Below are 21369 nucleotides of genomic sequence, written 5' to 3'. Positions count from 1 at the left end.
TAGGGTAATATTAGGCACCTCTAATAAATTAGAATATGCGCAATTACTAATTGAATTATGATGTCAGGGTGGAGTTTCCACGCGGGGCGGGAATGGCCAAACTCATAGGGAGGAAATTATGAGGGCTTTTTCTCGCAATTTATTACTGTCTGCCTGCCTGATCCTGCCGGTCCATGCGCATGCGCTGGATATCGGCGTCGGTGGTGAGAATGGGGTCAATGCCAGTGTTGGTGGCAATGGCAGCGGCGGGCTCGGGGTCGATGCCTCCGTTGGCGGCGGCGGTGGTGTCAACGCCAGTGCGGATGTCGGCGGTAGAAGCGGCGGCGGACTGGGCGCGGATGTCAACGCTTCGGTCGGCGGTACCAATGGGGTCAATGCGGATGTTAATGCATCCGTCGGTGGTTCCAGTGGCGTCAATGCGGGCGTGAACGCCTCCGTTGGCGGCTCGAACGGCATCAATGCCAATGTCGGGGCCAATGTCGGCGGCTCGGGCGGTGTTGGTCTCGGTGTCGGCGTCGGTATCGGCGGCTCCGGTTCGACCGGTACGCCCGGAAATCCCGGCGGTAGCACCACCACTCCCGGCGGCCCGGGCACGGTGTCTCCCGGCGCGGTGCGCAACGCTCTCCAAGCCTATAACGATATGTCGCGGACCGAGCAGATCAAGCTCGCCCGCCGTTGTGTCGATATTCTGGGCGGCGGATATGATGCGGCTCTGACGCAATTGTGCAAGATGATCCGGACGGCCTCGCGCTGAAGTGGGCTTTAACCGCATCATAGATTCCGAAGGACGCCGCCGGCGTCCTTCGGGTCAATTGCCCTTGCGTCCGAAGGACAGGATCTTCTGCCGCAGGCTGCGGGCGAGGTTGCGGGTGTTGCGATACATGTCCACCTGGGTGGAAACCTGCCGCACGTCGCGGTCGCTGTTCTGGGCAAGCCCAACCACCAGCGTGCCCATTTCCTGGCGCTCCTGCCAGAAGCGGCTCATGATTGGATGATCGGGCACGGCGCAGCTGTCGCTACGCAGAATATTGGCGTCATCCAGATGCCAGTCGGTCAATTTCTGCACCAGCAGCTTGCCGGGAGAAAATTGCGCATAGCTCTCGTCGAAAGCGGTTTTCCACGTATAGGCCTCACCGGCCGTGATGAAGACGACCATGGAGGCGATGGCGCTGCCATTGAGATCGATGGTGTGGATACGCACCGCATCCGCTTCGGCCAGATTGGTGATCGCCTCGCGGGCAAAGGCGGCGCGATAACGGTCGTTGACCAGCGCGGTGCGTTTGCGGCCTTTCCAGCCACTCGCCTCCAGCGCCAGAAATTCCTCCATGCGATAGCGCACGTCCTTCGGCTGTCGGGTAACGGTGTAGGCGAGGGGCCCGAGTTTTTCGAGCTGACGCCACTGCCTGTTCATTTCACGCAGATGGTGCGGCGCAAGGGCGTTTTGCAGATAGGCCCTGCCATCAAGCAGGCTTTCCAGCATCGGTCTGTGATAATTGCCCGTCGTCGTCACCGGCAGGTTGCGGCTGAGCGCGATGGCTTTGAACATGCGGGCAAAAGGCCCTTCCAGCCGAACATCCGGCAGCACCAGAACGTTGGGCAGCCGCATGTTGCGGTCGGAAAGGGCATCGAAAAGATTGTCGAGGGTTTCGGCGGCCCCTTCGGTATCAACCAGCGGCGTGCCAAGCGGCCCGAACGGATTGGCCCAGACGCGAATGATGGAAGGGCCGATGGAAAAGCCGGGCTTTTCCACGGTAAAAGGCATCAGGAAGCGCATACGGCTTCTGGCGCCGTTCTCGTCGCGAATAAGGGCGAAGCGCACGGATTTGTCCTCGATCCGCGGCATGGCGGGTGCGAGAAGCCGTCCGGTGAAGAAGACATTCGCCTCCATCACGCGGTTGGACAGAAAGTCGAGTTCTTCCTGCATGTCGTAACCGAGCTGACCCGGATAGATGCAGAATTCCCGGCCATCGCGCCCCACGCGTCGGCTGCTGTCGGCTACGGGACGGTCACGCTCCGCAGACGCCATCAGTGCGGCGATGCGCGGGTCCTGAAAATCCGGATTCTTTGGATCGCTGGACATGCTTATCGTTACACCGCCTTCCCAGTGTTTTGGCCCGCCCGGGGATCGTTGAAGGCAAAAAGGACGATCCCGAGTGTGCGGCGAATGGCAATATGCAATAGCACAGCTTCTATGCACATGGCTATCGCCACCGCTGCCGCGGCCCCTGCCAGACCATAGACCGGAATGAGCGCCATGTTGAGTGCAATGTTGCAACCAAAGATAATAATATAAAGCACGACGCACAATTTTTGTTTGCCGGCCATATTCAGCAATGTTTCTCCCGGGCCGATCAGCGCTTTGGCGAGGAAACCGGCGAAAAGGAAGAACATCAGCTCGTAACCCTGAACGAAGCCGGGACCGAACAGCGATAGCAGGAACGGGCCGGCCAGAAGCACCACGCTGCCAACGGCGAGTGACGGCCAGAAGGCCCAGCGTGCGGCCTGACTGGCGAAACCGGCGAGCCCCTGTCTGTCATTGGCCGACATCAGGGCGGCCAGACGCGGGGCGGCTGCCGCCTGCACGGAGAAAAACACGAATTGCATCAGCACGATGGTCTTTGCCGCGGCGAAATAAATGCCGACCTGATCCGGCGGCAGATAAAGCCCGACAATCACCACATCGGAATTGGTCATCAAAAACCCGATGCCGTCGATCAGGAACATCGGAAAGGCGAACCTTATCCAGTGGCGGAAATGAACCCTGCGGGCCGTGCTGCGGAAATGCCGGTTGAGCCGGCGGTCCATGAAGATGAAATGGAAAAGCGTGGTGACATAGGTGGCAAGAAGGGCCGTGAGCATGGCCGTCGTCGCGGTTTTTTCCGCGCCGAAACCGATTGCCACCAGCATGAACAGCAGGATCAGCACCGGGCGGACAATATAGGTGGGGCTGAGAGCGGAAACCGCCCAGCCATTGGCGCGCGCGGTGCCGTTCAGCACATCGCCCAGCGCCACCATCGGCAGGGTGAACAGCGCCAGCGACACGGGAATGAGATAATAGGAGGCGATGCGCTCGCCGAAGAAGTACAGGAAAACGAAACCGAAAATCGCAAGCGCGCTGGCCGAAAACATGGCGAAGACACGCGCCGTCGAGGTCAGTCCCATGATCTTGTCATGGGCATCCTCCAGACGGTAGCCGGGTAAAAACCTGATGACGGTGGTGTGAAAGCCGAGACAGGAGAGGTTGCCGAACAGGATCACCAGGACCCAGACAAAGGCGAACAGGCCATATTCGAACTCCCCCATCAGGCGGGCAAGGATGATCTGGGAAATGAAGGCGATGCCGGCGCTGACGATGCGCACCGCAAACGCAACCAGCGCCATGCGCTGCGCACGGGAAACCTCATCTCCGCTGGAAAGAAGGACGGCGACTTTCGCTACCAGCGGCGAAAGCTTCGCGCGCAGGCCTGCGGGTAAGGCTTTTTCCGCCGTGTTGAGGATAGCCATGATCCACACGCCATCATTTCCAGTTGAATAGGCAAGCCGATTATACGCGCTTCATCCTTAACGAAGGGTTTGGGAGGCGCCGGCCTGTGTGCCAATATCGTCCACCACCTTCGGCCTGCGGATGCCATTGAACAGGAAAAGGGCGAGCGGGCTGAGCCGTATCACCTGATGCAGCATATAGGCCACCACTGTGGTGGCCGCGACGATGATGGCGAATTCCAGGATCGGCGGCAGCGCGATCAGGATGAAGAGCGTTCCGAAGGCGTAAATCAGTGGATGGTGAAACAGGTAGATGGTGAAGGATGCATCCGTCATGCGTCTGGCAAAGCGGTTTGGCCGATCGAAATAACGGCAGGCAAGGTCGATCAACAGACGGCTCGTGGCCACCGCCGCAATTGCCGAAACCAGCACCAGCAGGGCCGAATTCGAAAGGGGATTTTGCAGCCGCAGGCTCACCGAGGTTGCGATGGCGCCCGCCGCGACGATGCCGGTGAGAAGTCCCGTCTGGCGAAAGCGGTGAAAGAGGGCGCGATCACGGTGCAGCAGGGCCCCGACAAGGAAAAATGGCAGGTAGCGCGCATAGGGGTCGGAAGCGCGCTCATAGAGAAGAAAGAGTCTGCTTCCGTTCTTTGCCGCAAGCAGGCCGGATCCGTAGGTCATCAATTCCCACAGGATAGGCGCAGTGCAGAGTGCTGCGAAAAACAGTGTGGCATGTTGCTGCCGCAGGCTGTCGAACCAGTCTTTCGCATGTGCCAATGGCTGATGTTCCGTAAGAAACAGCAGGCTGGCAAGTAGAATGGAATAAACGATTAGGGCCGGCAGGAACCACAGATGCATGATCCACTGTTCGCTCGGACGCAGCAGGCCGGGCAGGCTCTCCAGTAGCCGGTCGGCCGGGATCTCGCCCTTGGCGACGCCGGCCAGTTGCAGCAGGAAAAGCTGCAATGGCCCGAGCAGAAGGACCGCCACAATAAAGGGCACGCCGAGGCGCAGGAAACGCTGCCTGAGCCAGCGCATCTTGCCCTTCTTGCCGATGACCATGGTGGAGAAATATCCGGCCACCACAAAAAAAGCCGGCATGCGGAAGGTGGAGAGCACGGCGCCAAGCGCGCTCAGAAGCGGGCTGGTGTCAAAATCCTTGATGTCCCATGGTAACGCATGGCTGTAGATGAGGGAGGCGTGATAGGGAATGCCAAGCAGCATGAGGAGAGCCCTGAGCGGGTCCCAATAATGCTCGTAGTCTGACTTGCCCGGTTGCATTTTTCCCCCGTGCCGCAAACGCGATCAGCAATGACCAGCACGACTATTGGTGGAAAACGCTAATAAACTCTTCACGCACCGGAAGGGGTGGGTGGAGCCTTTTTCTTGGGCATAAGGTCAAGGACCAGCGCACAGCCCAAAATGATGATGCCGGCGCCGAAAAGCTGGGGAAGCGAAAGCGGTTCATCCAGCACCAAAGCACCGACGAGAACTGCCACGACGGTGACGGCGAATTCAACGCTGATCGCCTTGGTTGCACCGATCGAGGAGACCAGCTTGAAATAGGTGATGTAGGTAAGGCCGCTCATGACCACCGCCTGTATCAAAAGATAACCGTAATCGATGAGATCAGGTGTTCTCGGCAATGGGACCACGAAGAGAAGCGGCAGGGTCATCAGGCCGCCTGTCAGGAATGAGCCTATGGTGATTTCCCAGGAACCTACGCCCTTCAGGTGGCGGCTGGCGAAATTGCTGCCATAGGCCGCGCAGATGCAGGCGGCGACAGCAGCGGCGCAGCCGATGATGAAGGTGGTTGTAACGGGAACGGCGGGAAAGCCGACAAGCAGAACGATGCCGGCAAAGCCGATAACGAGACCGGCAATGCCCTGACGCGTCAGACGCTCAATACCCCATAGCTGAGAGATGAGCATGGAAAAAAGCGGAATGGTCGCCACCAATATGGCAGCCATAGCAGTGCCGATCTGCGGTGTGGCGTAGGACAGGCCGATCAGTTGCCCCGCGACCGTTGTTGCCCCGACAACCGTAAAGGCGCGCCAGCCGGCCGAGAATGTCAGCTTTCGACGCACCGTCCGCGCAATGAGAAAGAGGGCGGCAGCGGTCATGAGTGAACGAAGCGTGACGGCGCCGATCCAGCCGAAGGCTGCTACGACTTGTAAAAGCAGCAGAAAAGAAACTCCCCACGCGAGCGCGAGAAAAATATAGGCGGCGAGATCGCGAGGGGCCATGGAAGCAGTTTCCAGAAAATGATCAGGCTCCCTTATGGAAAGCGCCGAGACCAGTCAACAGTCGGCTCACCGGCAATGACCCGGCCCAAACAAAATCGCCCGTAACGCGGGTTACGGGCGATTGATTTCAGACTGATAACAAGCGCCTTACGCCTGTTCGTAAACGCCGTGGCAGTGCTTGTATTTCTTGCCGGAGCCGCAGGGGCACATTTCGTTGCGGCCGATACGGCCCCAGGTGGTGGGGTTGTTCGGATCGCGTTCCTCGGCCGGCACGAAATTGACGGGCGTGGGCTGCATGCCCTGCGCCATTTCATCTTCGCCCGTATTGGGGTCGAGATGATGCGCGGTCATTTCCGGCAGTTCCGGCTGCTGCGGTTCCTGCTGCACCAGTTCCACACGCATCAGCTGGGCGGTAACGGCCTCGCGCAGATTGGCGAGCAGCGCCTGAAACAGTTCAAAGGCTTCCGCCTTGTATTCCTGCAGCGGATCGCGCTGGGCATAACCGCGGAAACCGACGACGGAGCGGAGGTGATCGAGATTGACGATATGTTCGCGCCACAGATGGTCGATCGTCTGGAGAATGACCGAACGTTCGACATAGGTCATGATCTCGGGGCCGAAACGTTCCGCGCGCTCGGCGGCGTATTTGTCGGCGGCCTCGGTGACGCGCTCAAGAATATCGTCCTCGGCGATGCCCTCTTCCTTGGCCCAGTCCTCTACCGGCAGGTCGAGGTTCAGGAACTGGGCGATGCCGGCCTTGAGGCCCGCAATATCCCACTGTTCGGCATAGGCATTTTCCGGAACATGCTTGGTGACGAGCATTTCGATGACTTCGTGGCGCATGTCGGCTGCGGTTTCGCCGATATTGTCGGCTTCCATCAGCTCGAGACGCTGGTCGAAGATCACCTTGCGCTGGTCGTTCAGCACATCGTCATATTTCAGAAGGTTCTTGCGGGTCTCGAAGTTGCGGGCTTCGACCTTCTTCTGGGCGCGTTCCAGCGCCTTGTTGATCCACGGATGGACGATTGCTTCGCCTTCCTTCAGGCCGAGCTTCTGCAACATGCTGTCCATGCGCTCGGAACCGAAGATGCGCATCAGGTCGTCCTGGAGCGACAGGTAGAATTTCGAACGGCCGGGGTCGCCCTGACGGCCGGAACGACCACGCAGCTGGTTGTCGATACGGCGGCTTTCATGGCGTTCGGTGGCGATGACGTAAAGACCGCCGGCGGCGAGCGCCTTTTCCTTCAGCACCTTGATCTCGGCGCGGATGGCCTCTTCCTTGGCGTCAAGCTCCGGACCCGGCTCCATGCCTTCCAGCTCGCGCTCCAGACGCATCTCGACGTTGCCGCCGAGCTGGATGTCGGTACCGCGGCCGGCCATGTTGGTGGCGATGGTGACGGCGCCGGGAACACCGGCCTGCGAAACGATATAGGCTTCCTGCTCGTGGTAACGGGCGTTCAGAACCTGGAAGTCGGAGAAACCGGACTGGCGCAGCATATGCGCAAGAAGCTCGGATTTCTCGATGGAGGTCGTGCCCACCAGAACCGGCTGGCCGCGTTCATGCGCCGCCTTGATCTCGGTGATGATCGCCTGGAACTTCTCCTCGCCGGTGCGGTAAACCTCGTCATCCTCGTCGATACGCTGGATCGGCAGGTTGGTCGGTACCTCGATGACGTCGAGGCCGTAGATGTTGCCGAATTCTTCCGCTTCCGTCGAGGCCGTACCGGTCATGCCGGCCAGCTTTTCATACATGCGGAAGTAGTTCTGGAAGGTGACGGAGGAAAGCGTCTGGTTTTCCGGCTGGATCTGCACCTTTTCCTTGGCTTCGAGAGCCTGATGCTGACCTTCGGAATAACGGCGGCCGGGCATCATGCGGCCGGTGAATTCGTCGATGATGACGATCTCGTCGTTGCGGACGATATAGTCCTTGTCGCGGGTGAAGAGCTTGTGGGCCTTCAGCGCATTGTTGATGTGATGGACGATGGCGACGTTTTCGACGTCGTAAAGCGATTCGCCCTTCAGGAGACCCGCCTGCCGCAGCAGGTTTTCGAGCTTTTCGGTGCCTTCTTCGGAGAAGTTGGCCGAGCGCTGCTTCTCATCGATCTCGTAATCTTCCGGCGACAGAAGCGGAATGAAGGCGTCGATGGTGTTGTAGAGATCGGAACGGTCGTCCAGCGGGCCGGAAATGATGAGCGGCGTGCGCGCCTCGTCGACCAGGATCGAGTCGACTTCGTCGACGATCGCGTAGTTGTGGCCGCGCTGCACCATCTGCGCGCGGTCATATTTCATGTTGTCGCGCAGATAATCGAAGCCGAGTTCGTTGTTCGTCGCGTAGGTGATGTCGCAGGCATAAGCCTCGCGGCGCTGGTCGTCGTCCAGCCCGTGCACGATCACGCCGGTGGTGAGGCCGAGGAAGCGGTAAAGCCTGCTCATGGTGGCGGCGTCGCGCTGGGCAAGATAGTCGTTGACGGTAACGACATGCACACCCTTGCCGGCGAGCGCGTTGAGGTAGACCGCAAGCGTTGCCACCAGCGTCTTGCCTTCACCCGTCTTCATTTCGGCGATGGCGCCGCCGTGCAGGATCATACCGCCCGTCAGCTGCACGTCGAAGGGACGCATGTGGAGAACACGGCGCGATGCTTCGCGGGCCACGGCAAAAGCCGGGATCAGCAGGTCGTCCAGCGACTTGCCGTCTGCCAGCTGCTGGCGGAATTCGGCGGTCTTGGCCGCCAGCGCCTCGTCGGAGAGCGCCTTGGTGGCGTCTTCCAGCGCATTGATGGCTGCGATCTTGCTTTTATAGGAGCGGACGCGGCGATCATTTGCCGAACCGAACAACTTGCGGGCTATACCGCCGAGACTGACCATCTTACTGGCCCTTTCTGAAATTCCGTTTTGCCGGGCGCTTTTCTCCGTCACGCTGTTTTCAGCACAAATGACGGACTTCGCCCTTCAACGTATCTGGACGCGAGGTTGCGTGACAGATAAGAGGGGGGGCAAATGATGTCAACGGTTCTGCCCGTTACAGAATGGCCACAATCCGGTGTTTGGAAGTTTTTTCAGAGCCGGAAACCATGTCTGGAGCCGGCATTGTCCCCGAAAGGTTCAAAATGTTGCGCTATAATAAAATTGCGGCTGCGGTGATTGTGGCCACGCTCGGCCTCCAGCTTCCGGCTTTCGCACAGGAAGACAAGGTTGTCGCCAAGGTCGGCGATCTGGAAATCCACCAGTCCGAACTCGACCTCGCCATGAGCAACCTCGACCCGCAGCTCGCGCAGCTTCCCGACGAGCAGAAGAAGGTCGCAGCCCTTTCCGGCGCGATCGACGTCAAGCTTCTGGTAAAGAACGCCAGCGCCGAAGGTCTGGAAAAGACTGAAGATTTCAAGAAGCGCATGGAATTCATCCAGGACCGTGAGCTGCATAACGCCTATTTCCGCAAGCATGTGGTCGAGGCCGTCACCAATGACGAGGTGAAGGCGCGCTACGACAAGGAAGTCGCAGCCCTGCCGCAGGAAGAAGAAATCAAGGCCGCGCATATTCTCGTCGCCAGCGAGGACGAAGCGAAAGACATCATCAAGCAGCTTGATTCGGGCAAGGATTTCGCAGCCCTCGCCAAGGAAAAGTCGACCGATTCCAACAAGGATGACGGCGGCGATCTCGGCTGGTTCGGCAAGGGCCGCATGGTTCCGGAATTCGAAGAAGCTGCTTTCGGCCTCGAAAAGGGCGCCTACACCAAGACCCCGGTGAAGACCCAGTTCGGCTTCCACGTTATCAAGCTGGAAGACAAGCGCATCGCCCCGCCGCCGGCTTTCGAGCAGGTTGAGCCGCAGGTTCGTCAGCTTGTCATGCGTGACAAGTACGTTGCCCTCATCGAGAAGGCAAAGGCTGACCAGAAGATCGAAATCATGGATGAAACGCTGAAGAAGGGCTACGACGAAGCCTCGAAGGAACAGCAGGCTCAGCCGCAGCAGTAAAAAATTCAGGTTACGGGGCGGCTATGGGCCGCCCCGTTTCATCTCAGGCATTCCCAGATCCTCCTTTCCAGAATTTCAGGCGCTTCCCATGTCCGTTGCCGTTTCCCCGCTCGCTCCGAAATCCTATCCCGACATGCCCGCGCTGCGCGGTGTTCGCATGGCGACGGCCGCCGCCGGCATCAAGTACAAGAACCGCACGGATGTTCTGCTGATGGTGTTCGACACGCCGGCAAGTGTCGCCGGCGTCTTCACCAAATCAAAATGCCCGTCTGCCCCGGTTGATTTCTGCCGCGCCAATCTCGGCGGCGGCGTGGCGCGTGCCGTGGTGGTCAATTCCGGCAACGCCAATGCCTTTACCGGCGTCAAGGGTAAGGCAGCGACCGAGTTGACGGCGAAATCCGCCGCCGCTGCCGTCGGTTGCTCCGAAAACGAGGTATTTCTGGCATCGACCGGCGTGATCGGCGAGCCGCTGGACGCCACCAAATTCGCCGGTGTTCTGGGCGATATGAACGGTATGGCCGAAGCCGATTTCTGGCAGGAAGCCGCCAAGGCGATCATGACGACCGATACCTATCCCAAGGTTTCGACCCGCACTGCCGAAATCGGCGGCGTCATCGTTACCATCAACGGTATCGCCAAGGGTGCCGGCATGATCGCGCCCGACATGGCGACGATGCTCTCCTTCGTGGTGACGGATGCGGACATTGAGCCGGCAGCCCTGCAGGCGCTGCTTTCGGCCGGTGTCGGCCCGACCTTCAATTCCGTGACGGTCGACAGCGACACCTCCACCTCCGACACGCTGATGCTGTTTGCCACGGGTGCTGCTGCTGAAGACGGCCAGGTGAAGGTGACGAGCGCCGATGACGAGCGCCTTGCCGGCTTCCGCGTCGCGCTGAACGATCTCCTGAAGGATCTGGCCCTGCAGGTTGTTCGCGACGGCGAAGGCGCGCGCAAGATGGTGGAAGTCACTGTCACTGGCGCGGAAAACGATGCCGCCGCCAAGAAGATCGCCCTTTCCATCGCCAATTCGCCGCTGGTGAAGACCGCGGTTGCCGGCGAAGACGCCAATTGGGGCCGTGTCGTCATGGCCGTCGGCAAATCCGGCGAAATGGCAGACCGCGACCGTCTCGCGATCTGGTTCGGCGGCGTGCGCGTGGCGGTTAATGGCGAGCGCGATCCGGATTATTCGGAAGCGGAGACGACCGCGGTGATGCGTCTCGAAGACATTCCGGTGAAGGTGGATATTGGTCTCGGTCAGGGCAAGGCCACTGTCTGGACCTGTGATCTCACCAAGGAATATGTTGCGATCAACGGCGACTACCGGAGCTGACCGTTGGAGCCGAAGAGAATGCAGGACAACAAGGCCGTCAATCTGCCGCTGGTTCGCCGTCTGGAAGCCGTCAGCTTCCGGGCATGGCCTGCCTCGTCGGTGATTTATGACGGCAGCTGGCAAATCCGCCTCACAGGCTCGCATCCCTCCAAGCGGATCAACTGCGTGGTGCCGCTCGACCCTTCCGACTACGGAAACAGCGCCGTGCGGCTGGAAAAGGCACGCAAGCGCTTCGAGGATTTCGGCCGTCCGCTGGTGGTGCGTGAAACGACGCTGATGCCGCCGCAACTCAAGGACTTTCTGGTCAAGGACGGCTGGTCCATGGTCGAAGAGGTCAGGGTCATGACGGCTGATCTTACCGGCATGGAACTGCCGGAAACGCTGGTCAGCCTGCCGAGCCACGATATCGGCCGTTTTGTCGAGGCGAGCATCAAGGTCAGCGATAGCGACCCGGCCCAGCGATCAGCGATCGCAGAAATCGTTAGTTCGATCAAGCCGACGCTCGGCCTGTTCATCAACGAGGAAGTTGAAGGCAGCCCGCTTGCGACTGTGATCTGCGTGCAGGATAACGATCTTGCCGGTATCCTGTCGCTCGACGTTGACAAGTCGCAGCGCCAGAAGGGCCTCGGTACGCAGATTCTGGCGTCGGCGCTGCGCTGGGCACGGATCAGCGGTGCCAAAAGCGCCTGGTTGCAGGTCGTCTCGACAAATGTGCCCGCAATCGCGCTTTATGAAAAATTCGGTTTCACCGATGCCTACCTCTATCGCTACTGGCGCAAGGTTGACGAAAAATGAGCGAAGCGGGCAAGAAAATTCTGCTGGTCGCCGCCTGCGCGCTCCTCGATCAGGATGGGCGCATCCTTCTGGCGCAGCGTCCTGAAGGCAAGTCGCTTGCTGGCCTGTGGGAGTTTCCGGGCGGCAAGGTGGAGCACGGCGAGACGCCGGAGGAAACCCTTGTCCGTGAGCTGGACGAAGAACTGGGCATCAAGACCAAGGTCGCCTGCCTTGCACCGCTGACTTTCGCCAGCCACACCTATGAGACCTTTCACCTCCTGATGCCGCTTTACGTGTGCCGCCGTTATGAGGGCATTGCGCATGGCCGGGAAGGGCAGGCGCTGAAATGGGTAAAGCCGCAGGCTCTGCGTGACTACCCCATGCCGCCGGCCGATGAGCCGCTCATCCCCTTCCTGCAGGATCTGCTGTAAGCTGGCGGCGTGGCGTTTGCGCGCGATCGGGATCAGCCTGTCGAGTACGCAATTGTCGAGTGCGAGGCTGGATCCCACCCTTGTAAGGTCATCCCGTCACAGCTTCGTGAAAATGCCCTGTTGCCAGCGCTTTACCGTACCAAAACGGGGCTGTGTTAAGAGATCGTTCAGCACCCTCTGGCAGATTGTTAAGCTAAAGAAGCGGTAAACTGCGCGAGACGAGGTTGGTCATGAACGAGGATTTCTGGAAGACGGTGGAAGGTCGTCATTTGTATTCCAACAAATCCCGTCGCACCGGCGTGCTCAATGTGGCGCTGCTTTTTGGCACGGCGGTTATCGCCCTTTCCCTGATCATCACCCCCATGCTTGCCGGAAAATCTTCCACGCGCGTGGCGCAGTTTCCCGAAAATTACGACATGATCAGCACGGGCTCCATCAAGAAGACCGATGTCGGCAAGACCTATTCCATTCGTCGCAGCATCACCCAGCCGATGCCGGAGATGCCCTGCGTGGTCACGGGTTACAGCAACGAGAGCGGTTGCTGATCGTTTACCATCAACGGTAACGGATTTCTCACATCGCCGACCTAGGATAGTGTTGATTTCAACAGGGCAGATGCCGGTTGTCGGAACGCACCGGTGGATGGGGAATATCCTGTGCTGCATTTTTTTATCAATTTTTGCAAAAACGAAGACGGTGCGACAGCCGTTGAATACGGCTTGATCGTGGGGCTGCTCTCCGCCGCCCTCATCGCTGGCGCAGGCAACATCAGCAGCAATATCAATGCCGTGTTTCAGTTCATCGTAGATACTTTTGCCCAGTCGAACCTGTAGGGCTGATCGCTCAGGACAGCTTCACCTCTGTTGTCTTCAAGGCATCGGCAAGCCGCACCTTGGCGGAGCCGGGCTTTAGCGGTTTCTGCTGGCTTTCGTGCGGGGCCCAGCCTGATACGTAAATAATGGAAAATGTCGCCCTTATCCGCCCGTCAGGATCTGAATAGCGCTCGGCGTAAAGCTCCGCTGCGCGCAGGAAAAAGGCGCGGTTGAGCGGTTTTCTGCTGCGGCTTGCCAGCGGGTTGGCCATGCCCATGGCGCGCAGGTCCCGCATCAGCGGAAAAATAGAATCGTAACGAACCGTGTAGCTTTCCGCATCGGTAACGGGAAGCGCAAACCCGGCGCGCTGCAAAAGCGCGCCGACATCGCGCACATCGGCGAAGGGAATGACACGCGGACTTGCGCCCCCGGTCAGTTCGGCCTCTGCGGTCAGCAGCACATCGCGCAGTTCCTGCAGGGTGCCGCTGCCGGGAATGGCGCCGAGAAACAGACCGTCCGGTTTTAATGCCCGCCGGATCTGGATCAGCGCACCGGGGGTGTCGTTGGTCAGATGCAGGGCAAGTGGTGAGACGATGAGATTGGCGGAGGCCTCCTCAAGCGGCAGATGCTCCATGGAAGCGGCCTCGGGAATATTTGCATCCGTCGCAAAAGAACTCTCGGTTTCGATACGGCGAATGGTATCGACCTTGCCGGTCTCCGCCAGGCGTCGGGCGGTGACGCCGGTTCCGCCATGAAGTTCGATCGCGGTCTCGAACTGGCGCTCGACGATGGCGAGCCTGTCGGCCAGCTCTTCGGCCGCCATATCGAGAAGAAACAGGGCCTTGTCATCGCGTCTGGCCCACGCCCGGTGACGGTTTTGTTCGATTAGGGCCTGGTCAAAGAGAATATCCATCGTCTTGCCTGCTCGGCCTCAAACGCCTTCGGGATCGGCGGGCCGTATCGTTACTGTCATGCCGCTGCGGGCATCGTTCTCCCGGTGACGGGACGGAACTATCGCTCTCGCAAAGGCACCCGTTCAGCGGTAAAGTCAACCTCATGGGTGCTGGTGAAAGTCTGTTTTCGGCGTTGCTATCGAAGTCCGCGGCCGTGCCGGCGGCAGCAGGAGACATGTGGCGCGCGCTCTTCCGTATGGTCTACCCGCCAACCTGCGCGGGCTGCACCCGCATGACCGGCGGCGAGGGTGCCTTATGCGCGGATTGCTGGCGGGATGTGGGCTTTATCGATCGCCCCTTTTGCGAGGTTCTGGGCATTCCCTTCGCGCGGGATCACGGAGACGGTTTTGTGAGCGCGCGGGCCATTGCCGAACCGCCGCCCTTTGACCGGCTGCGTGCCGTCGCAAGCCATGAGGGAACCGCCCGCAAGCTCGTGCACCGGCTGAAATATCAGGACCGGACCGATCTCGCCCGACTGATGGCGCTGTGGATGCTGAGGGCAAGTGACGGAACGGTGGGTGACTGTGATTGCATCGTGCCCGTTCCGTTGCATCGGCACCGTTTCCTGCGCCGCCGTTTCAATCAATCCGCCGAGCTGGCACGGCATCTGGCCAAGGCCGCCGGCAAGCCCGTGCTTGCCGGCACGCTGTTGCGCGTGAAGCCGACCGAGCGGCAGGTGGGGCTTTCGGCACTTGCCCGACAGGACAATGTGCGCGGCGCTTTCGCGCTCGCGCCCGGCCGGGAAACCGATGTCCATGGCAAGCGCGTGGTGCTGGTGGACGACGTCTATACCACCGGTGCGACGGTGGGTGCGGCAAGCCGCGCCCTGCGCAAGGCCGGTGCCGTGGATGTGACGGTTTTGACCTTTGCAATGGCCATTTCCGGCCCTATATGAAACCTGAATGACATAACTTTATCGTGCGTTTTACCGCACGTTTGCGAGGGCTTTGAAAACATGGCACCGGTAACGATCTATACGCGGGATTTTTGTGGTTATTGCGCGCGCGCCAAGGCGCTGCTGGACAGCAAGGGCGTGGATTACGCCGAATATAACGCTACGACGACGCCCGAATACCGGCAGGAAATGATCGAAAAATCCGGCGGTACAACGTTCCCGCAAATCTTCATCAATGGCGAGCATGTGGGCGGTTGTGATGATCTGCACGCGCTGGAGCGCGCCGGCAAACTGGACGTGCTGCTGGCCGCCTGATCGGCCCGATTTGCGGGCATGGAGGATATGATGAGTTTCAAGGCTGCCGCCATTCAGATGCGCTCCGGCGTCGACCCGGCAAAAAACGCCGCCGATATGGAACGGTTGGTGCGGGCGGCTGCAGCCGAGGGCGCCGTTTATGTGCAGACCCCGGAAATGACGGGCGCCATTCAGAAGGACAGGCAGGCGTTGCGTGCGCAATTGCAGGATGACGATGGCGATATCATCGTTGCGACGGCCGCGCGTCTCGCCCGCGAACTCGGCATTCATGTCCATGTCGGCTCGACCGCGATTGCCCGGCCGGATGGCAAGATCGCCAATCGCGGTTTTCTCTTCGCGCCGGATGGTTCGCGCATCTGCAGCTATGACAAGATCCATATGTTCGATGTCGATCTCGACAATGGTGAAAGCTGGCGCGAAAGCGCTGCTTATCAACCCGGCGAGGTGGCGCGTATCGCTGAACTTCCGCTGGCGAAATTCGGCTTTGCGATTTGTTACGACGTCCGTTTTCCGCAGCTTTTTCGCGCTGAAGCACTGGCCGGTGCAGAGGTTCTGACGGTTCCGGCGGCTTTCACCCGGCAGACGGGGGAGGCGCATTGGGAGATCCTGCTGCGCGCCCGCGCCATTGAAAATGGCGCTTTTGTCATTGCTGCCGCGCAGGCCGGCGTGCATGAGGACGGGCGGGAGACCTTTGGCCATTCCATCATCATCGATCCCTGGGGCAAGGTTCTGGCCATTGCCGGCGGCGCTGGAGAAGAGATAATCATCGCCGAGATCGACACGTCGCTGGTCGCGGCTGCGCGTGGCAAGATTCCCAATCTGCGCAATGCTCGCGAGTTCGGACTGGACACCGTCATTCCCCTGAAACCTGCCGGAGGTGAAGCGGCGTGATCCGTTATGCGCTGGCCTGTGAAAAGGGCCATGAGTTTGAAGGCTGGTTTGCCGGTAGCGACGATTTCGACAATCAGTTGCAGCGCGGTTTCCTGTCCTGCCCGGTCTGCAATTCCGTGCAGGTCTCCAAGCTATTGATGGCGCCCTCGGTCTCCACCGCCCGCAAGAAAGACGAACGCCAGACGCTCGCCATGGATACGGCCAGGAAAGAGGCGATGGCGAAAATCCGCGAGGCTGTCGCCAATATCCGCGCCAATGCCGAGGATGTCGGCGATAAATTTCCCGAAGAGGCGCGCAAGATCCATTATGGCGAGGCGGATGAGCGCGGCATCATCGGCAATGCCTCTGCGCAGGAAGCCAAGGCCCTGCTGGATGAGGGTATAGAGATCGCGCCGCTGCCGGTTTTGCCTGATGACGTCAACTGAATTTCTTTAGAACGACATCACTCACAGAGCGCCCCGTGTTAGCCTTGCGCCGGTCGTTTCGCCAGCATCATGTAGTTGACCTCCATGTCAGGTGAAAGATTCCAGCGGTCCTGCAGCACGTTGTAGAACACGCCGGTGCGGTGGATGATGTCCATGCCGCTTGCCACCAGCGGCCGTTCAAGCTCTTCCGGGCGAACGAGCTTTTCATATTGGTGCGTGCCGCGCGGCAGCCAGCGCAGCACGTTTTCGGCGGCGAAGATTGCCAGTGCCCGGGCTTTGAGCGTGCGGTTGATGGTGGCGGCGAACATCAACCCGCCGGGTCGCACCATTTTTGCGCAGGTGGTGACGAAGAGATCGACATTGGCCACATGTTCGACCACCTCCATGTTGAGGATGACGTCGAAGGTCTCGCCAGCTTCCTGCAACTGTTCGGCGGTCACGGCGCGGTAGTCAACGATTACCCCGCTTTCGCGGGCGTGGGTGGAGGCGATGCCGATATTTTTTTCCGAGGGATCGGCGCCCACCACATCCGCGCCCATGCGCGCAACGGGTTCGGAGAGAAGGCCGCCGCCGCAGCCAATATCCAGTATGCGCAGCCCTTCCAGCGGGCGGTGCGCCTTCGGGTCGCGGCCGAAATTGTCGCAGATCCGGTTGCGGATATATTCGAGCCGCACCGGATTGAACTTGTGCAACGGGCGGAACTTGCCGGTCGGGCTCCACCATTCCGCAGCCATCGCGGAGAAGCGATCCACTTCGCTCTGGTCGACGGTCGTCTGTGCGGTTTCGCTCATGGTTCTGCTCCATATTGCTGTTGCATTGAAGTCGGATGATTGCCCCCCGAAGTCAAGACCGGCGGTCCATTCCGGCGGCAATTTGTCGGGCGCTCATTGCCGCAGGTGGAACTGATGAGGCGTCTCATTTGTTTCATGCTGCGTTCATGCAGCAACGCGTATTTTCCGATCGTGGCAGTATGCGGAACGCATACTCGTCCATCGAAGTGGTGGATGCCGACAAGGGCAAAGCGGGCCTTTGCTTGAGGAGAAAGAAGTGAAGAAAAAACTGTTTGGCGCAATTGCGCTGGTGGCCATGCTCGCCGCGCCGGCACTTGCCGAAGCTGCGACGCGCGGTTTCGCCACCGCGAATGTGAATATGCGCTCCGGCCCGAGCACGGCCTATCCGGCTGTTGTGGTGATCCCGAATGGCGCGCCGCTCACCGTCCATGGCTGCCTTTCCGACACGCCCTGGTGCGATGTCGCGTTCGTGGGCGGTCGCGGCTGGGTAGCTGGGCGTTACATCGCCACGACCTACCGGCAGAACCGGGTCTATGTCGAACCGCGTTATTACCGCGATCTCGGCGTGCCGGTTATCACCTTTGAAGTCGGCCGTTATTGGGACCGCTATTATCGCGACCGCGACTTCTACCGCGAGCGTGACCGCTGGCGTCGTCCGCCGCCATCAGGTGGTTACTGGAACGCCCCGCCGCCGAGTGCCGGATGGGATCGCCCGCGTCCGCGTGACGAGTGGCGTGACGGACGCCGGGATGACTGGCGTGATGGTCGTCGTGACGAGTGGCGCGATCCCCGTCAGGGCGGCGGTCCGAATGACGGACGCTGGGAACGTCGTTATGGCGACTGGAACCAGGGCGACAGAAATCAGGACAGGCCCCGTCGCGATGACGATCGCCGGCGCTTCGAAGATGAGAACCGGGATCGCAATCGCGATCGCCAGCCAAATCAGAATGAGGGCCGGCTTCCTGCCGAGCGTCGCCAGTGGGATGACCCGCGCCGTGCGCCTGCGTCGGAAAACCTCCGGGATGGCTGCCGGGTCGGTGATCCGGGTTGTGACCCGCGCTAAACAGACAAAGCCCGGCGAATTTCGTCGGGCTTTTTCATTGGTGGCTTCAGCTTAACGGCACGAGCCCCTATTTCGTGGCAGCAGCCTTGCGGGCACGGCTCTTGGGTTTCGCCGGGGTTTCTGCATCCGGTGCGGCATCGGCAGCCGCGACCTTGGGAGCGGCCTTCTTGCGCGTTGCGGGTTTTGTCGCTTCCGATGTCTTCAGCAGCGAAAATTCATGCCTGGCCTGTTCCCAGTGGTGCGCGTCGCGCCCAGTGGGATGGCCTTCCTTTTCCCAGAGTGTATATGCCCGTTTGCTGATCCATTCGTGTTCCGAAACCTGCATGCTCGTCTCCCGTTGCTGTTTACAGCGCCTTTGAGAAGGCGACATTCCGCTTGGTCCGGCACACGCTCGACAGGAATCAATGCCGGCATTTCCAGAGCCCATTACATGCCATGATTTTCCGGGCGTCAAGCAAACATGCTGCATTGCAAAAACGGATTTCTGGCATTTTGTCCCCGTTAAAGCGGTTTGGGCGAAAGACGTTCCTACAAGAGAAGATCAACGTTGCGTGATCGGCCCAAGGCCGCCAAGATGGCCGGATGAATGGGCAGCGGAGGAGGCGGTCTTGGAACAGACAACGGAAGCGGATGCGCAGGTCATCGTCAAGAAGGGGGGAGGGGCTGGCATCATTCGCCTCAACCGCCCGAAGGCGATCAACAGCCTGACGTTGGCGATGGTTCGCGGCCTGTTTCAGGCGCTTCAGCGTTTCGAGGAGGATGCCGGTGTTGCCTGCGCGGTGTTGACCGGGGAAGGCGACAGGGGGCTTTGCGCCGGGGGCGATGTTCGCATCATTCATGATCTTGGCAAGGCCGGCGACCCGCAGGTGCTTGATTTCTGGCGGGAAGAATTTCCGCTCAACTATCGCATCGCCCGCTTCAGCAAGCCCTATATTGCCCTGATGGACGGCATCGTCATGGGCGGCGGTGTCGGCATTTCAGCCCATGGCAGCCACCGCATCGTCACGGAACGCACAAAACTCGCCATGCCGGAAACAGGCATCGGTTATTTCCCTGACGTTGGCGGCTCCTGGCTCCTGCCACGAGCGCCGGGCGAATGCGGCACCTGGCTGGGGCTGACGGGCAACGCGGTTACGGCCGCTGATGCCATCTACGCCGGCTTTGCCGATTATATTGTTCCTTCGGACCGTCTCGACGGTCTGGTCCAGAACCTGTCGCAAGCGGCGGATATAGACAGCATCGAGACGGCGATCATGGCGCAGGCGGTTGAGGCCGATGAAGGCGTTTTATCCCTAAATCGGGATATTATCGACGCGACATTCCGTTTTGATACCGTCGAAGAAATTTTCGCGGCACTTTCGGCGCGCCAAGATGCGTTTTCGCGCGAGACCCTTGAGGTCCTGCAAAAGCGCTCTCCCACCAGTCTGAAACTGACCCTGAAGCTGCTGCGCCTCGGCCGCGAAAGCGCGAGCCTCATCGAATGCCTGGAGCGGGAATTTGCCGCCGGCACGGAGATATTGCGCCAGCACGATTTTTACGAAGGCGTGCGTGCGGCCCTTATCGACAAGGACCGCAATCCCCGCTGGCAACCGGCGCGGCTGGAAGAGGTGCGGGAGGAGAATCTGGCGCCCTATTTTGCCGGGCATTCCGGCAATCTGTTTCCCGATCATCGCCTTTAGATCAGTGGAGACCGCGCCTGTTGCCTGGAGACTGGCGAATCTCCGCCCTCATTCCTGTGACAAGCACAAGGACGAGGGCTACGCTCAATGCGAATACATGTTGCGGGCGTAATGAATTTCATGGTTCTCTCCGAGATTTTGGGAAGGGTGACGCAAAAGAAATTCGGCTTCTTGCCCTATATGAAATCATCACCTTTTGAGTGCTTATTCTTTGGGTGAAATTTCCAATCCATACCCCTGCAAGGCACAGTTGTTTCTCGCGGGCGTTGCCGCCGCCCGCTATGTTGAACACCATTCGAATTGCCGGGGGTATTCATGAAACGTCTTCTCATTATCGGTACTGCCGTTGCCGCTCTTTTTGCAGGTGCGGCGCAGGCGCAGTCTCCGACCACCATCCTCAACGCATCCTACGATGTCGCCCGCGAAGTTTTTGCGGCCGAGAACGAGGCGTTTATCAAGCAGCATCCGGGCGTAACCGTCGATCAGTCGCATGCCGGCACCTCCAAGCAGGCGCGCGCCATTGTCGAGGGTCTTGAAGCCGATGTTGTCACCTTCAACCAGGTGACCGATGTCGATTTTCTGGTGAAGCAGGGCTTCGTTTCAGCCGACTGGAAGAAGGATTTTGCGAACGACGCATCGCCGTTCTATTCCTTCCCGTCCTTCCTCGTGCGCGCCGGCAATCCCAAGGGTATCAAGGACTGGGACGATCTTGCCCGCGACGATGTGAAGATCGTTTTCCCCAATCCGAAGACCTCGGGTAACGCCCGTTACACCTATCTCGCCGCCACGGCTTACGCCAAGGAGAAGTTCAACGGCGACGAGAAGAAGGTCCAGGAATTCGTCAAGAAAATCTTCGACAATACGCCGGTTTTCGACACCGGAGGCCGCGCCGCCACCACCACTTTCGTGGAACGCGAGATCGGCGACGTGCTGATCACCTTCGAAGCCGAGACCCGCGGCATCGCCAAGCAATATGGCGCCGACAAGGTGGAAGGCGTTGTGCCCTCCGTCAGCCTGCTCGCCGAATTCCCGGTGGCCGTGGTGGACAAGGTGGTCGACAAGCGCGGCTCGCGTGATCTGGCGAAGAGCTATCTCGACTTCCTCTATACCGAGGAAGGCCAGCGCATCGCCGCCGAATTTGGCCACCGCGTTCACAATGAAAAGGTCGTTGGCGAGTTCAAGGATAAGTTCCCGGCCATTCGCCTCGTCAACGTCGATGATGTCTTCGGCGGCTGGGACAAAATTCAGAAAGAGCATTTTGCATCCGGCGCGACGCTTGATACGCTTTACGGCAGCCGTTAATCACAACG

The 21369-nt window shown here is 59.8% G+C and carries 22 protein-coding genes; 14 read left to right on the top strand and 8 right to left on the bottom strand.

Features of this window, described 5'->3' with window-relative positions:
- Positions 1-118: 118 nt before the first annotated feature.
- A complete protein-coding gene (uppQ, locus tag AC5I5B_RS10970; RefSeq protein WP_111833894.1) occupies positions 119-754 on the top strand; it encodes a polysaccharide biosynthesis GNAT family N-acetyltransferase UppQ in 636 nt (211 codons plus the stop codon).
- 54 nt (positions 755-808) lie between these two features.
- Here uppQ and AC5I5B_RS10965 read toward each other — a convergent pair whose 3' ends face one another.
- The 5 genes from AC5I5B_RS10965 to secA form a co-directional block, all read right to left on the bottom strand.
- Positions 809-2080 (bottom strand): GNAT family N-acetyltransferase, encoded by a 1272-nt coding sequence (locus AC5I5B_RS10965; protein WP_107677240.1) that lies wholly within the window; start codon positions 2078-2080, stop codon positions 809-811.
- Positions 2081-2088: 8 nt separating this feature from the next.
- Positions 2089-3504, bottom strand: coding sequence for a Wzx-type polysaccharide biosynthesis protein UppV (gene uppV / locus AC5I5B_RS10960; protein ID WP_111833893.1), 1416 nt, complete (start codon positions 3502-3504; stop codon positions 2089-2091).
- Positions 3505-3561: 57 nt separating this feature from the next.
- Complete coding sequence (gene mdoC / locus AC5I5B_RS10955) at positions 3562-4764, bottom strand: glucans biosynthesis protein MdoC (protein ID WP_111833892.1); 1203 nt, start codon at positions 4762-4764, stop codon at positions 3562-3564.
- A gap of 71 nt (positions 4765-4835) precedes the next feature.
- Positions 4836-5729 (bottom strand): DMT family transporter, encoded by an 894-nt coding sequence (locus AC5I5B_RS10950; RefSeq protein WP_080864806.1) that lies wholly within the window; start codon positions 5727-5729, stop codon positions 4836-4838.
- Between the two features lie 147 nt (positions 5730-5876).
- Positions 5877-8594, bottom strand: a complete 2718-nt coding sequence (gene secA / locus AC5I5B_RS10945; protein ID WP_003507062.1) for a preprotein translocase subunit SecA — start codon at positions 8592-8594, stop codon at positions 5877-5879.
- Between the two features lie 242 nt (positions 8595-8836).
- On the opposite strand from secA, the gene AC5I5B_RS10940 reads away from it, so the two are divergent.
- The 6 genes from AC5I5B_RS10940 to AC5I5B_RS10915 all read left to right on the top strand — a co-directional run bounded on the left by AC5I5B_RS10940 (position 8837) and on the right by AC5I5B_RS10915 (position 13068).
- The gene (locus AC5I5B_RS10940) at positions 8837-9700 is read left to right on the top strand and encodes a peptidylprolyl isomerase (RefSeq protein ID WP_026364016.1); all 864 of its coding nucleotides are present in this window, start codon (positions 8837-8839) and stop codon (positions 9698-9700) included.
- A gap of 88 nt (positions 9701-9788) precedes the next feature.
- Positions 9789-11030 (top strand): bifunctional glutamate N-acetyltransferase/amino-acid acetyltransferase ArgJ, encoded by a 1242-nt coding sequence (argJ, locus tag AC5I5B_RS10935; protein ID WP_080864808.1) that lies wholly within the window; start codon positions 9789-9791, stop codon positions 11028-11030.
- Between the two features lie 18 nt (positions 11031-11048).
- The gene (locus AC5I5B_RS10930) at positions 11049-11825 is read left to right on the top strand and encodes a GNAT family N-acetyltransferase (protein WP_020808897.1); all 777 of its coding nucleotides are present in this window, start codon (positions 11049-11051) and stop codon (positions 11823-11825) included.
- Complete coding sequence (gene mutT, locus AC5I5B_RS10925; RefSeq protein WP_020012084.1) at positions 11822-12235, top strand: 8-oxo-dGTP diphosphatase MutT; 414 nt, start codon at positions 11822-11824, stop codon at positions 12233-12235. Before AC5I5B_RS10930 ends, mutT begins: the two co-directional genes overlap by 4 nt.
- A 230-nt stretch (positions 12236-12465) precedes the next feature.
- A complete protein-coding gene (locus AC5I5B_RS10920) occupies positions 12466-12780 on the top strand; it encodes a hypothetical protein (protein ID WP_020808898.1) in 315 nt (104 codons plus the stop codon).
- A 93-nt stretch (positions 12781-12873) separates the two neighbouring features.
- Positions 12874-13068, top strand: a complete 195-nt coding sequence (locus tag AC5I5B_RS10915; protein WP_003507050.1) for a Flp family type IVb pilin — start codon at positions 12874-12876, stop codon at positions 13066-13068.
- Between the two features lie 10 nt (positions 13069-13078).
- Here the strand turns inward: AC5I5B_RS10915 and AC5I5B_RS10910 are convergent, their stop codons facing one another.
- Entirely contained in the window at positions 13079-13960 is an 882-nt protein-coding gene (locus tag AC5I5B_RS10910) for a methyltransferase domain-containing protein (RefSeq protein ID WP_003507048.1), read from the bottom strand.
- A gap of 143 nt (positions 13961-14103) precedes the next feature.
- On the opposite strand from AC5I5B_RS10910, the gene AC5I5B_RS10905 reads away from it, so the two are divergent.
- From AC5I5B_RS10905 to AC5I5B_RS10890, 4 genes are read left to right on the top strand one after another with little or no spacing between them, the layout of a single operon-like run.
- Complete coding sequence (locus AC5I5B_RS10905) at positions 14104-14895, top strand: ComF family protein (RefSeq protein ID WP_111833891.1); 792 nt, start codon at positions 14104-14106, stop codon at positions 14893-14895.
- A 60-nt stretch (positions 14896-14955) separates the two neighbouring features.
- Complete coding sequence (gene grxC / locus AC5I5B_RS10900; protein WP_060724909.1) at positions 14956-15210, top strand: glutaredoxin 3; 255 nt, start codon at positions 14956-14958, stop codon at positions 15208-15210.
- Positions 15211-15240: 30 nt separating this feature from the next.
- Positions 15241-16101, top strand: coding sequence for a carbon-nitrogen hydrolase family protein (locus tag AC5I5B_RS10895; RefSeq protein ID WP_003507041.1), 861 nt, complete (start codon positions 15241-15243; stop codon positions 16099-16101).
- A complete protein-coding gene (locus AC5I5B_RS10890) occupies positions 16098-16526 on the top strand; it encodes a DUF1178 family protein (protein WP_003507039.1) in 429 nt (142 codons plus the stop codon). The genes AC5I5B_RS10895 and AC5I5B_RS10890 overlap by 4 nt, the downstream gene beginning before the upstream one ends.
- 38 nt (positions 16527-16564) lie before the next feature.
- On the opposite strand, the gene ubiG is transcribed toward AC5I5B_RS10890, so the two are convergent.
- Complete coding sequence (gene ubiG, locus AC5I5B_RS10885) at positions 16565-17317, bottom strand: bifunctional 2-polyprenyl-6-hydroxyphenol methylase/3-demethylubiquinol 3-O-methyltransferase UbiG (protein WP_111780448.1); 753 nt, start codon at positions 17315-17317, stop codon at positions 16565-16567.
- Positions 17318-17573: 256 nt separating this feature from the next.
- Between ubiG and AC5I5B_RS10880 the strand changes: the two genes are divergently transcribed.
- Positions 17574-18380 (top strand): SH3 domain-containing protein, encoded by an 807-nt coding sequence (locus AC5I5B_RS10880; RefSeq protein ID WP_003507035.1) that lies wholly within the window; start codon positions 17574-17576, stop codon positions 18378-18380.
- Between the two features lie 67 nt (positions 18381-18447).
- Here the strand turns inward: AC5I5B_RS10880 and AC5I5B_RS10875 are convergent, their stop codons facing one another.
- Positions 18448-18705 (bottom strand): DUF2934 domain-containing protein, encoded by a 258-nt coding sequence (locus AC5I5B_RS10875; RefSeq protein ID WP_003507032.1) that lies wholly within the window; start codon positions 18703-18705, stop codon positions 18448-18450.
- Positions 18706-18988: 283 nt separating this feature from the next.
- Between AC5I5B_RS10875 and AC5I5B_RS10870 the strand changes: the two genes are divergently transcribed.
- Both AC5I5B_RS10870 and cysP read left to right on the top strand, forming a co-directional pair.
- Entirely contained in the window at positions 18989-20059 is a 1071-nt protein-coding gene (locus tag AC5I5B_RS10870) for an enoyl-CoA hydratase/isomerase family protein (protein WP_111833890.1), read from the top strand.
- 315 nt (positions 20060-20374) lie between these two features.
- Complete coding sequence (gene cysP, locus AC5I5B_RS10865) at positions 20375-21361, top strand: thiosulfate ABC transporter substrate-binding protein CysP (RefSeq protein ID WP_020012073.1); 987 nt, start codon at positions 20375-20377, stop codon at positions 21359-21361.
- Positions 21362-21369: the final 8 nt, after the last annotated feature.

Source organism: Agrobacterium sp., from assembly GCF_059499945.1.
This window is presented reverse-complemented; position numbering and strand designations above follow the sequence as displayed.

Excerpts from the sequence above, each read along its gene's own strand:
- AC5I5B_RS10905 (WP_111833891.1), top strand. The coding sequence starts at position 14,104 with ATGGGTGCTGGTGAAAGTCTGTTTTCGGCGTTGCTATCGAAGTCCGCG.
- secA (WP_003507062.1), bottom strand. The coding sequence starts at position 8,594 with ATGGTCAGTCTCGGCGGTATAGCCCGCAAGTTGTTCGGTTCGGCAAAT.
- ubiG (WP_111780448.1), bottom strand. The coding sequence starts at position 17,317 with ATGAGCGAAACCGCACAGACGACCGTCGACCAGAGCGAAGTGGATCGC.
- cysP (WP_020012073.1), top strand. The coding sequence starts at position 20,375 with ATGAAACGTCTTCTCATTATCGGTACTGCCGTTGCCGCTCTTTTTGCA.
- mutT (WP_020012084.1), top strand. The coding sequence starts at position 11,822 with ATGAGCGAAGCGGGCAAGAAAATTCTGCTGGTCGCCGCCTGCGCGCTC.
- uppQ (WP_111833894.1), top strand. The coding sequence starts at position 119 with ATGAGGGCTTTTTCTCGCAATTTATTACTGTCTGCCTGCCTGATCCTG.
- AC5I5B_RS10875 (WP_003507032.1), bottom strand. The coding sequence starts at position 18,705 with ATGCAGGTTTCGGAACACGAATGGATCAGCAAACGGGCATATACACTC.
- AC5I5B_RS10920 (WP_020808898.1), top strand. The coding sequence starts at position 12,466 with ATGAACGAGGATTTCTGGAAGACGGTGGAAGGTCGTCATTTGTATTCC.
- AC5I5B_RS10895 (WP_003507041.1), top strand. The coding sequence starts at position 15,241 with ATGAGTTTCAAGGCTGCCGCCATTCAGATGCGCTCCGGCGTCGACCCG.
- uppV (WP_111833893.1), bottom strand. The coding sequence starts at position 3,504 with ATGGCTATCCTCAACACGGCGGAAAAAGCCTTACCCGCAGGCCTGCGC.
- mdoC (WP_111833892.1), bottom strand. The coding sequence starts at position 4,764 with ATGCAACCGGGCAAGTCAGACTACGAGCATTATTGGGACCCGCTCAGG.
- AC5I5B_RS10910 (WP_003507048.1), bottom strand. The coding sequence starts at position 13,960 with ATGGATATTCTCTTTGACCAGGCCCTAATCGAACAAAACCGTCACCGG.
- AC5I5B_RS10950 (WP_080864806.1), bottom strand. The coding sequence starts at position 5,729 with ATGGCCCCTCGCGATCTCGCCGCCTATATTTTTCTCGCGCTCGCGTGG.
- AC5I5B_RS10930 (WP_020808897.1), top strand. The coding sequence starts at position 11,049 with ATGCAGGACAACAAGGCCGTCAATCTGCCGCTGGTTCGCCGTCTGGAA.
- grxC (WP_060724909.1), top strand. The coding sequence starts at position 14,956 with ATGGCACCGGTAACGATCTATACGCGGGATTTTTGTGGTTATTGCGCG.
- AC5I5B_RS10940 (WP_026364016.1), top strand. The coding sequence starts at position 8,837 with ATGTTGCGCTATAATAAAATTGCGGCTGCGGTGATTGTGGCCACGCTC.
- argJ (WP_080864808.1), top strand. The coding sequence starts at position 9,789 with ATGTCCGTTGCCGTTTCCCCGCTCGCTCCGAAATCCTATCCCGACATG.
- AC5I5B_RS10965 (WP_107677240.1), bottom strand. The coding sequence starts at position 2,080 with ATGTCCAGCGATCCAAAGAATCCGGATTTTCAGGACCCGCGCATCGCC.